Source organism: Dactylosporangium darangshiense (assembly GCF_039537565.1).
Lineage (GTDB): Bacteria > Actinomycetota > Actinomycetes > Mycobacteriales > Micromonosporaceae > Dactylosporangium > Dactylosporangium darangshiense.
In genome coordinates, this window is sequence record NZ_BAABAT010000078.1 from 22,957 (window position 1) to 33,256 (window position 10,300).

Annotated in this window: 7 protein-coding genes and 1 tRNA gene; 1 reads left to right on the forward strand and 7 read right to left on the reverse strand. The window is 72.0% G+C overall.

All coding sequences use genetic code 11. The features are described 5' to 3' along the window. Window positions 1–80 precede the first annotated feature (80 nt). The 6 genes from ABD901_RS55175 to ABD901_RS55200 form a co-directional block, all read right to left on the reverse strand. Window positions 81–755: a response regulator gene (locus ABD901_RS55175; protein WP_345143658.1), complete on the reverse strand. Its 675-nt coding sequence runs from the start codon at window positions 753–755 to the stop codon at window positions 81–83. Between the two features lie 206 nt (window positions 756–961). Beyond that, a complete protein-coding gene (locus tag ABD901_RS55180; protein ID WP_345143664.1) occupies window positions 962–2,818 on the reverse strand; it encodes an ABC transporter ATP-binding protein in 1,857 nt (618 codons plus the stop codon). Window positions 2,819–3,043: 225 nt separating this feature from the next. Continuing rightward, window positions 3,044–4,051 carry a 4-hydroxyphenylpyruvate dioxygenase gene (gene hppD / locus ABD901_RS55185; protein WP_345143668.1) on the reverse strand — a complete coding sequence of 336 codons (1,008 nt, stop codon included), beginning with the start codon at window positions 4,049–4,051 and terminating at the stop codon, window positions 3,044–3,046. A 129-nt stretch (window positions 4,052–4,180) separates the two neighbouring features. Next, the gene (locus ABD901_RS55190) at window positions 4,181–5,176 is read right to left on the reverse strand and encodes a transcriptional regulator protein (RefSeq protein WP_345143671.1); all 996 of its coding nucleotides are present in this window, start codon (window positions 5,174–5,176) and stop codon (window positions 4,181–4,183) included. A gap of 107 nt (window positions 5,177–5,283) precedes the next feature. Beyond that, a complete protein-coding gene (locus ABD901_RS55195) occupies window positions 5,284–5,835 on the reverse strand; it encodes a hypothetical protein (RefSeq protein ID WP_345143674.1) in 552 nt (183 codons plus the stop codon). Window positions 5,836–6,078: 243 nt separating this feature from the next. Next, window positions 6,079–6,151, reverse strand: a tRNA-Leu gene (locus ABD901_RS55200). Window positions 6,152–6,356: 205 nt separating this feature from the next. On the opposite strand from ABD901_RS55200, the gene ABD901_RS55205 reads away from it, so the two are divergent. Next, window positions 6,357–6,827 carry a hypothetical protein gene (locus ABD901_RS55205; RefSeq protein WP_345143677.1) on the forward strand — a complete coding sequence of 157 codons (471 nt, stop codon included), beginning with the start codon at window positions 6,357–6,359 and terminating at the stop codon, window positions 6,825–6,827. An 84-nt stretch (window positions 6,828–6,911) separates the two neighbouring features. On the opposite strand, the gene ABD901_RS55210 is transcribed toward ABD901_RS55205, so the two are convergent. Continuing rightward, the coding region (locus tag ABD901_RS55210) for an amino acid adenylation domain-containing protein (RefSeq protein WP_345143681.1) at window positions 6,912–10,300 on the reverse strand (3,389 nt) is incomplete at its 5' end.

Sequence of the window (10,300 nt, forward strand, 5' to 3'; positions counted from 1 at the left end):
TGCCACCCCGCCGTCAGAGCAGTCCCATCGGGGCACCAGCGAGGCGCCGCGCCGGCGCTTCGCCCGTGGCCGCGCGGGGCCTACTCGTCGCTCTGCAGCGCCTCGCCGAGCGGCACCAGGCCGTGCTGCAGGCCGAAGATGGCGGCCTGCGTGCGGTCCTGCAGGTCCAGCTTCGTGAGGATGCTCGACACGTGCGACTTCACCGTCTGCTCCCCCAGCGACAGGGCCCGGGCGATCTCGCGGTTGGAGCGGCCCCGGGACAGCTCGGCGAGCACGTCCCGCTCGCGGGCGGAGAGCCGCTCCAGAGGACCCTCGCGCTCGTTCTCGCGCCATTTGTTCACGAGCGCCGCCGCGACCGTCGGGGCCAGCACGCTGCCGCCCGTCGCCGCGGCCCGCACCGCGTCGGTGACCCGGTCCGCGGCCGTGCTCTTGGCCAGGTAGGACAGCGCGCCGGCGCGCATCGCCTCCATCGCCCGGTTCTCGTCGGAGTACGACGTCAGCACGATGAACGCCGGGCGGTGCGGCTCGGCGTGCATCGCGTACAGCACGCCGAGGCCGTCCAGGACCGGCATCATGAGGTCGAGCAGGACCACGTCGGGCCGGCTGCGGCGGATCTCGGCGAGGGCGGCCGCGCCGTCGCCGGCCTCGCCGACGATCTCGAAGTCCGGCTCCTGGGACAGCATGAAACGAAGCCCGTGCCGCACGACCTCATGGTCGTCGACGATGAGCACCTTGATCCGGCCGCCGTCCGACACGCCGCTCCCTTCCGCCCGCAACGCCCAGGATATCGAGCGCGCCTCGGCGGGCACGCCGGCCCGGGGCGGCGAAACGCCCGCGGGCCGACGGGTGTCCGGCCGACCCGGATCCGGACGCGAGGCGGCCGGCCACGCGACACCGGGCGGTGTCGGCGCGGCCGGCCACGTCGCATCAGGGCTGCCTCGGTCTGTCAGGCTGCGACCGGTCAGGGCTGGACCGGCTGGCGCACCTCGTCGCTGTGCCCCAGGTCCTCCTCGATGAAGGCGCTGGCCTGGATGGCGAACAGCTCCGCGTACAGCCCGTTGTTCGCGATCAGCTGCGGGTGGCTGCCCTGCTCCACGATCCGCCCGTCCTGCAGCACGATGATCCGGTCGGCGGTGCGCACGGTCGAGAAGCGATGGGAGATCAGCACCACGGTCTTGTTGCGGTACAGCTGCCGGACGCTGTCGAACAGGTCCCGCTCGGCGCGGGCGTCAAGCGACGCCGTCGGCTCGTCGAGGATCACCAGCGGCGCGTCGCGGTAGAACGCCCGGGCCAGCGCCACCCGCTGCCACTGGCCAAGGGACAGGTCGACGCCCCGGCCGAACTGCGGGCCCAGGATCGTCTCGTAGGCCTGCGGCAGCCGCGAGAGGAACTCGTCAGCGCCGGCCGCGGTGGCGGCCGCGCGCACCTGGTCGGGGTCGTCGGGGCGGCCCGTCGCGCCGAGGCGGATGTTGTCGGTGCCCGTCAGGGCGTACTTGATGAAGTCCTGGAACAGCACCGCCACCGACTCCCGCCAGGCGGTGAGGTCGGCGTCCTTGAGATCGACGCCGTCGATGCATACCGCTCCCGAACGCGGCTCGTACAGCCCGGCGATGAGCTTGGCCAGCGTCGTCTTGCCCGAGCCGTTCTCGCCGACCAGCGCCACGACCTCGCCGGCGTTGATCGTGAAGTCGATGTTCGCGACGGCGTCGCGGTTGGTGTCGCGGTAGCGGAAGGTGACGTCTTCGAGCGCGATGCGCTCGAAGCGCTCCGGCAGCGCGATGCCGGCCCGGTGCCGCATCAGCTGCTCCTCCAGCGCCAGGAACTGGTTGAGGTCGCTGACGATCGGCGCCGACTCGAAGAACTCGTTCGTCTCGGCGATCGAGCCGAGCAGGTTCTGGCCGAACAGCAGCATCGCGGCGGCGACGGCCGCCGTCTGCGCCAGCGTCAGCACGCCCCGGTTGTTGAGCACGATGAGCGTGCCGGCGGCCAGCGCGAGCACCACGTTGCTGCCCAGCGTCGAGATGAGCGAGGCCCGCAGCTGCTTGCGCAGCGTGGCGGCCAGCATGCCGATGCGCTCGGTCATCGTGTCGCGCCAGCGGGCCGCGAGGTAGCGGGCGAGGTTGAACGCCCGGATCTCCTTTGCGGGGTCGCGCATCGTCAACAGCTGGAACAGATACATCCGGGCCCGGTCCATGCCGGCGATGTGCACGATGAACGAGAAATACGCCTCGCCGACGCGGGTGCCGCCGATCCAGACCGGCACGGCAACGACGATCATGGCCAGGCCGATCCACGGCTGCAGCATCACCAGGGCCACCCACAGCGAGCCGAGCGTGAACAGGCTCTGCCCGATGGTGATCATGCTCTGCACCATCATCATCGGCCGCCCGGCCGCGCTGACCGCCGCGCGCTGCAGCCGGTCGTGGAAGTCGGAGTCGTCGAAGTCATCGAGCTCCGCCAGGCACGTCACCTTGAGGATCTCGGAGCTGATGTACAGCGTGACCCGCTCGCCGATGATCTGCCGCCGGTTGTTGATGATCGCGCCGGCCAGGCCCATGACCGCGTTCGCCGAGATGAACAGCACCAGCCCGGCCGCCACGCCCTGCGCGTTGCCGCCGGTGTTGGCGTCGATGAGGCCGCTGAGCAGCCGCTGCAGCTGCAGGATCAGCGCCAGGAACCCCAGCGCCTGCACCAGTTGCAGGACCACGACGACGATGAAGTCGCGGGGCCCGGCCCGCCACACGAGCCGGAGGGCCGCGGCGAGCAGTCGCAGGGTCGCCCGGACCCCCTTCGGCCGCTGCACTTGCCTTGGATCCATGAGTTCCACTCCTTGGAGGCGCGGCGGGACCGACCCCGGACACCCGGATCAACGACGTCCGCGCGGCATCGTGTGCAACCGTGGCACGCGGCCGCGCCGCGAGACAGGGATCGCCACCGGGCCGTCAGAGCACTGCCATCCCGGCGCCATCGGGACCGCCGGCGCGCCCTGGCCCGCGCCCGCCCCACCGGCGCAGCCGGGCGAGGTGGGCGAGGGCGAAGGCGTTCATTCGGCGACGATCCGGTCCCGCTCGACCGCCTCATAGAGCGCGCGGATGTTGGCGCTGCCGAACCCGCGCGCCCCGCGGCGCTGGATGAGCTCGTAGAAGAGGGTGTTGCGGGGGTACGGCGACCGCGTGAACAGCTGCAGCAGGTAGCCCCACTCGTCGCGGTCGGCCAGCACGCTGGTGTCGCGCAGGTCGCCGATCTCGACGCTCATCTCCCGCAGCCGCTCGGCCAGCGCGTCGTAGTAGGCGCCGGGGGTGTGCAGGAACTCCACGCCGCGGTCGCGGAAGTCGCGCACCGCCGGGACGATCTCGTCGACCAGGAACGCCAGGTGCTGCACGCCGGGGCCCTCGTTGCGGGCCAGGAACGCGTCGAGCTGCCCGGCGGCGCGGGACGTCACCGGCTCCAGGAAGGTGAAGGTGGCCGTGGCGGCGGGGTTGCGGGCCACGATGGAGTCCATCGCCTGGTTGCCGACCTCGATGAACTCGCTCGAGTACCGCTCGAAGCCGAACGCCTCGAGGTAGAACTCGACCCGCCCGGCCAGGTCGCCGGGGTCGAGCACGACCGCGATGTGGTCCAGCGAGCGGATGTGCCCGGGCCGCGGCCCGGCGGCGCGCGTCTCGCCCGACGGCACCCACGGCAGCCCGGCCGGGGCGTAGCGCGTCGTGGCCGGCAGCAGGCTGTGCCGGACGGAGCCGAACGCGGACACCGCGGTCGCGCCGGCGGGCCGGGCCCCCGCGCGCAGCGCCCGCTCCCGGGTGGCGGGCACGTCGTCGCAAATGAAGGCGATGTCGGCGACGCCGTCGCCGTGCCGGTCGAGGTACTCGGCGGCGATCGGTCCCTCGGTGACGAGCAGCCGCACGTCGCCGCCCTCCAGCAGCGAGGACTGCGCGTCGTCCGTGCGCACCCAGGCGACGTCGGTGAGGTCCAGTGCGGAGACGAAGTAGTCGACCAGCGATGCCCGGTCGCCGGTGTAGATCTCGATGTGACCGATGCTCAGGACGGTCATGAGCTGCTCCCCCGGGGGTCGTCGATCCGCCGTTGCGCGGTCATGCTCGCACCGGCCGCAAACGGGCGGCAACGCCCCGCCATCGCGGCGCTACTCCTGCCCCATGCCCGATCGCGGGCGGCGCCCGGTTCAGGCCTGCTCGGCGCCGCGCCGCTCGACGTCCTCGGCGAGCTGGCGCCACTCCTCCGCGCAGGTGCGGGCGAGCTCGGCGATGATGTACGCGGTGTGCGGCGGCACCTTGTCGATGACCTCGGCCCACTCGTCGGTGCGGACCGCGCGCAGGAGGATCCAGCGCAGCAGGCCCCGGCCGGACTCGCTGAAGCGCAGCGCCGGGTCGTTCTGCAGGCCCTGCAACATCGCGCCCAGGTCGGGCCCGGCGGACCGGTCGGGCTCGGAGGGGGCGGCCGGGCCGTCCGAGCGGCTTCGGCGGGCGGCCGGCAGCGGGTCGTCGCCGCGCTCGATGCGCAGGCGCACGTCGCGCACGGTCGAGGGCGAGACGCCGGCCTCCCGTGCGATCTCGCGCAGCGACGCCTCGGGCCGGCGCTTGATGAGCTCCGAGGCCCGCAGCCGCCCCTCGGCGTTGTTCACCGGCCGCACGCGCCCGTCGCGGCCGGTGCGCACCAGCGCCTCCTCCGTGCTGCGCTCCCGCTGCAGCCGCCGGCGGATGTTGCCGACCGTGCGGGCGCCGAGCCCGACGACGGCGGCGATGGCGCGGTCCGACCAGCCGGGATGGGAGGCGATGACGCGCTCGGCGGCCCGGGTGCGGTCGTCGTAGCGCAGTGGCAGCCCGTGCGCGATGTTCGCCCGCACCGCCAGGACGAACGCCTCCTGCTCGGTGCCGTCGAACAGCCGCACCTGAATCATCGCGTCGCCGCGGATGCGCGCCGCCCCGAGCCTGTGCATGCCGTCGACGACCCGCATGGTCGGGCGGTGCACGATGATCGCCGGCAGGTTCGCGTCGATGCGCGCCAGCATCCGGATGTGCTCCGCGTCCTCGCCGGACTGCCGCGGCGAGTCGGCCGGCCGCAGCGACGACACGGGCAGCCATTCGGGCGGCGAACAGCGGGCCAGGAGATCGTCGGCGGACGACCCGGCGCCGGCCGGGCCGGCGTGTGCGGGCGGCATTCGTCCAGCATCTCCGCGCGATCCGGGGCGGGCACCCCCGTAAAGAGTGGAATCGCCGTCTCTTTTGAGGGAGACGTCCGCGCGGGCCGGCGGGCGGTCGCGGCGCCTCACCGCGCGGTCTTGGCCACGATGTCGGGGCCGCCGTCGGGCTGGTACTGCCGGCACGCCCCGTCGGCCGCGGCCCGCCACAGGTTCTCGTTGCGCGGGTCGGCCAGGCGCTCGGGCACGGCGAACGTGCCGTCGGGCCCCGGGTCGGGCCAGTCGGGCACGCCGTTGGCCCGCATGCAGCCCGCGAACGCCCGCTCGCGCGCGAGGTCCGCGGCGGGCGCGCCGGCGGTGCCGCTCGGGGAAAGCCGCCGGGACCGGCTCACGACGTCGGCGCACTCGGCGGGCACCGGCACCCGGGCGGCGGCGACCGGGAAGGCCCAGCTGCCGTCGGCGTTCTGCACCGGGTCGGGGTAGTCGGGGTGACCGTGGACGCGGAAGCACTGGGCGACCTGCATGAACACGCCAGCCGGGTCCAGGTCGCCGGCCGCCGCGCGACGGCTCGCGGACGCCCCGGACGAGGCGGTGGGCGCCGGCGCCGGCGACGGGGCGTCGCCGCACGCGCCGAGCAGCGCGACGGCGGACAGGCCGGCGAACAGACGGGAGATGCGCATACGGCATCCGACCGCGCCGGCGCCGCCCGGACCACCCGCCGCGGTAGCGCCCGCGACCCCCAGTTTGGGGGAACCGTGCCCCTGAGCCACGATTCATGGGACCGGGGCAAGCCACCGTTGTGCCGTATCCGCCAGTTCGGTAACGCTGAACGCGTTGAACGGCCAGCGCGATGTCTGGCTGCGGGTGGTCCAGGTGCGGCGGACTACGGCCAAGACGGCTTGGGTTGTACATGATTGTTCGGGTGCCCCCGGTGGGATTCGAACCCACACTGTCGGAGGTTTGAGCTCCGTTCCTCTGCCGTTGGGATACGGGGACCCGATGGCAGACCGACGGTACCTTGCGCCCGGAACGGCCAGCGGCGGGTCCAGCCTGGCGCCAGCGCCGCATCAGCGCCCGGCCGCCTGGCTGGCCGGCCGCCTGCACCCCCAAATTCGAGCCGCCCGTGCCTCGTTTGGGGGAAGTCAACCGGGGCCCGCGAGCGCAGCATGACGGTATGAATTTTCGCAGGTCAAATGCGCGGATGCTCGCGGTGCTGGCCGTGGCTGTGTTCGCCGTTGGCGCATGCAAGGGCGCGCCCGCCAATAGCGCCAGCCCCACCACCGCCGCATCCACCGGCGACGCTCACACGTCGTGGGTCAGCTACGTGCAATGCATGCGCAACAACGGACACCCGGACTTCCCGGACCCGACGCAGGACTCGCAGGGCCAGTGGGGCGTCTCGGTGGACACGGCCACCGTCCCCACTCCGGCCTGCGAGGACCTGCTCCGGACGGCGCTTCGGGCATCGCGGGTCAAGCGGGAGCCCACGGCCGCCGAAATGGCAAGGCTGCGCCAGTATTCCCAGTGCGTGCGCGACCACGACATGCCGAACTACCCGGACCCCGGCACCGACGGCGTCATCGACATGCCGGAGGGAATGCGCGACGACCCGAAGCTGGGCCCGGCGCTCGTCGCCTGCCAGCAGTACGCCCCGCCGCAGGAACCGAAGTAGCGCCCATCCCGGCGCCCGCGCTCCGCGTCCGCCGGCGGCGCCGCCATCGCACGCGATGCCCGCGCCGCCGGCCGGCGGACCACGTCAGAAGGTGAACTCCTCCAGCTCCCCGCCGTCCCCGTCGATGCCGAGCATGCCCCGGCTGATCGCCACGGCAACCTCGGCCACGGTCGGTCGATCGAAGATCTCGACCAGCGGGACGTCCACGTCGAACGCATTGCGAATGCGCGACACCATCTGGGTGGCGAGCAGCGAGTGCCCGCCGAGCTCGAAGAAGTTGTCGTGGATGCCGACCTGCCCGAGCCCGAGCACCTGCGCCCAAATCGCGGCGAGAGTCTCTTCGGTCGGCGTCCGCGGCGCCACATAACTGTCAGCCGGCCCCGCATGCGCCAGCTCCGGGTCGGGCAGCGCCCGCCGATCGAGCTTCCCGTTCGCGGTCAACGGCAACGCCGCCAACTCCACAAACAACGCCGGCACCATATGCTCCGGCAACCGCGTCCCCAGGAACCGACGCAGGTCGGCAACGGACGGCATCTCGTCCACGGGCACCAGGTAGGCGACGAGCCGACGACTCGCGTCCACCCCATGCCCGGTCACCACCGCCGCACTAATCCCGGAATGCGCCAGCAACGCCCCCTCCACCTCACCCGGCTCGATCCGGTAGCCACGAACCTTCAACTGGCTGTCAGCCCGGCCCAAGAACTCGACCGTCCCGTCGGCCCGCCACCGCGCCCGATCCCCCGACCGGTACATCCGGCTCCCATCACCAGCGAACAGGTCCGCGACAAACCGCTCACCCGTCAACTCCGGACGCCCCCGATAGCCGCGGGCCACACCCAAACCGCCGATAAACAACTCACCGACGACACCGGCCGGCACGGGCTGCAGCCACTGGTCCAACACATACAACCGGGCACCGGGCAACGGTCCACCGATCGGCACCCGATCCCCACCCACCACCTCCGGGACGAGTTCCATCCCGGCCACACCGACGGTGGTTTCGGTCGGCCCGTAATGGTTCGCCACCCGAACCCCACGCTCGCCGGCCACCGCCAACAGCCGCCGCAACCACTCCGGCGACGCTGCCTCACCGCCCAGCACCAACGCCCGACCGGGCAGCAGCTCCGCCAACCCTGCCCCGTCGGCGAGACCGGCCAGATGCGACGGCACGATCTTCACAAAGTCGATCGCATGCCCGGCCAGGAACCCGGCCACCGCCTGCGGATCGGTCACCGTCGCCGGGTCCGCGAAGTACAAGCAGCCGCCGCTGGCCAACCCACCGAACAACACCGTGTTCACAAAATCGGTCCCGGCTGGCTGCAGCACCCCGTACCGGCCGCCCGGCGCCCCGAACCCGATCCGTTCCAGCACTCCGGACACGTAGCTGAGCAGACCGGCGTGGGTGACCACCACACCCTTCGGACGACCCGTCGAACCCGACGTGAACATCACATACGCCGCCGACAACGCCGACACCGCCGCGGGCGTGAACGCCGCTGCCGTCGCGGTCAGGGCCGGGTCGTCGAGATCGATCGTGCGGATCCGGCCGGCCGGGACCTGCTCCAACAACTCCTCGCGGCCGAGGATGACGGAGACGCCGCCCTCGGTGAGCATGAACGCGAGCCGGGATACGGGCGCCCGCACATCCAACGGCAGATACGCGCCACCGGCCAGCCACACCCCGAGGACTGACACCACCACATCGGCACCCGCATCGGCCGCGACACCCACCACGGTCTCTGCACCCACACCGACCGACTGCAGATACGCGGCCAGACCGGACGCCCGCTGCCAGATCTGCTCGTAGGTCCAGGAACCGGAACCGTCCACCACCGCCGGCCAGTCCGGGTGCTGCTGCACCCAACCGGCGACCAGGTCGTGGACGCCGGACATCGGCGGCACCGTGATCGACGGGCCCGACTGCCAACCGGTCAGCACCGCCTGTTCGGCGTCGGTCAGCAGGTTCAGGCCGGACAGCCGACCGTCCGCGCCCGCCGCGACCGCACCGGCCAAGGCCAGGAAATGCCCGATCAGGCGGCGCATCGACGACTCGTCGAACAACGCCGACGCGAAGTGCACCGCACCGACCAGGCCGCCGGCCCGCTCGGCCACGATCAACCGCAGATCGAACTTCGCCATCACGGAACGAACCGCACCCTCGTCCAGGGTGAAGTCCTCCAGCTCGGTGAAGTAGTTGAACAGCACCTGGAAGAGCGGCGTCCGGGACCGGTCCCGGTCCACGTCCAGGGCGTCGACCAGCTGCTCGAACGGCAGATCCTGATGCGCAAACGCCGCCAGCGTCCGCTCCCGCACCCGACCGAGCAACTCCGCGAACGTCGGGTCGCCGGACAGGTCGGTGCGCAGCACGAGCGTGTTGACGAAGAACCCGATCAGGCCCTCGATCTCCGCGCGGTTGCGGTTTGCGATCGGGGTGCCGACCACGATGTCGTCCTGGCCCGAGTACCGGCTCAACAACACCGTGTACAAGCCGAACATCGTCATGAACATCGACACACCAGCATCCCGCGCGACCGCCCGCAGACCGTCACTCACCGCACGCGGGATCGCAAACTCGATCACCGAACCATCCGTCGAACGCACCGGCGGGCGCGGCCGATCCGTCGGCAGCTCCAGCACCGGCGCACTCGCCAAGGCGTCGCGCCAGAACCCGAGCTGGCCCTCGAGCACGTCACCGGACAGCCAACCCCGCTGCCACACCGCGAAGTCCGCATACTGCACCGGCAACGCAGGGAGGTCTGCACCGGCGTACAACGCCTCCAACTCGCGCTGGAGAATGCCGGCCGACCACTCGTCGCCCACGACGTGGTGCGTCGCCAGCGCCAGCACGTGCTCGTCGTCGGCCAGCCGCAGCAGCGTCGCCCGGAACAGCGGCCCGGCGGCCAGGTCGAACGGCACCGCCGCATCGGCGTCCAGCCATTCCGCGGCCGCCGTGGCCGGGTCCGCCTCTCCCGTGAGATCCACGATCGGCAGGTCGAACGGCTCGGGTGCCGGGTCGATCACCTGGTACGGCACCCCGTCCTCGCCCGCGACCAGCCGCGTGCGCAGCACCTCGTGCCGGGCGACCAGCCCGCCGAGCGCCGCGCGCAACGCCGGCACATCCACCGGGCCCTCGAAATGCACCGCGGTCGGCGTGTTGTACTCAACGGAGTCCGGCTCCAACTGGGCCAGGAACCACAGCCGCTGCTGCGCGAACGACAACGGCAACCGCCCGTCCCGCCCGGCCGGCACGATCGGCGGCGCGGCCAACCCTGGCGCCGTGGCATCAATCACCGCCGCCAACCCAGCCACGGTCGGCGCGTCGAACAACGCGGCCAACGCCACATCCACCCCGAACACCACCCGCACCCGCGACACCACCTGCGTCGCCAACAACGAATGCCCACCAAGATCAAAGAAGTCATCGGCCGCCCCGACCCGCTCGACGCCGAGCAACTCCGCCCAGATCCCCGCCA

What these genes read in the sequence shown, in the direction of transcription:
- hppD (WP_345143668.1), bottom strand. Translation starts at nt 4,051, where the DNA reads ATGACCGTCCTGAGCATCGGTCACATCGAGATCTACACCGGCGACCGG.
- ABD901_RS55190 (WP_345143671.1), bottom strand. Translation starts at nt 5,176, where the DNA reads ATGCCGCCCGCACACGCCGGCCCGGCCGGCGCCGGGTCGTCCGCCGAC.
- ABD901_RS55195 (WP_345143674.1), bottom strand. Translation starts at nt 5,835, where the DNA reads ATGCGCATCTCCCGTCTGTTCGCCGGCCTGTCCGCCGTCGCGCTGCTC.
- ABD901_RS55180 (WP_345143664.1), bottom strand. Translation starts at nt 2,818, where the DNA reads ATGGATCCAAGGCAAGTGCAGCGGCCGAAGGGGGTCCGGGCGACCCTG.
- ABD901_RS55205 (WP_345143677.1), top strand. Translation starts at nt 6,357, where the DNA reads ATGCTCGCGGTGCTGGCCGTGGCTGTGTTCGCCGTTGGCGCATGCAAG.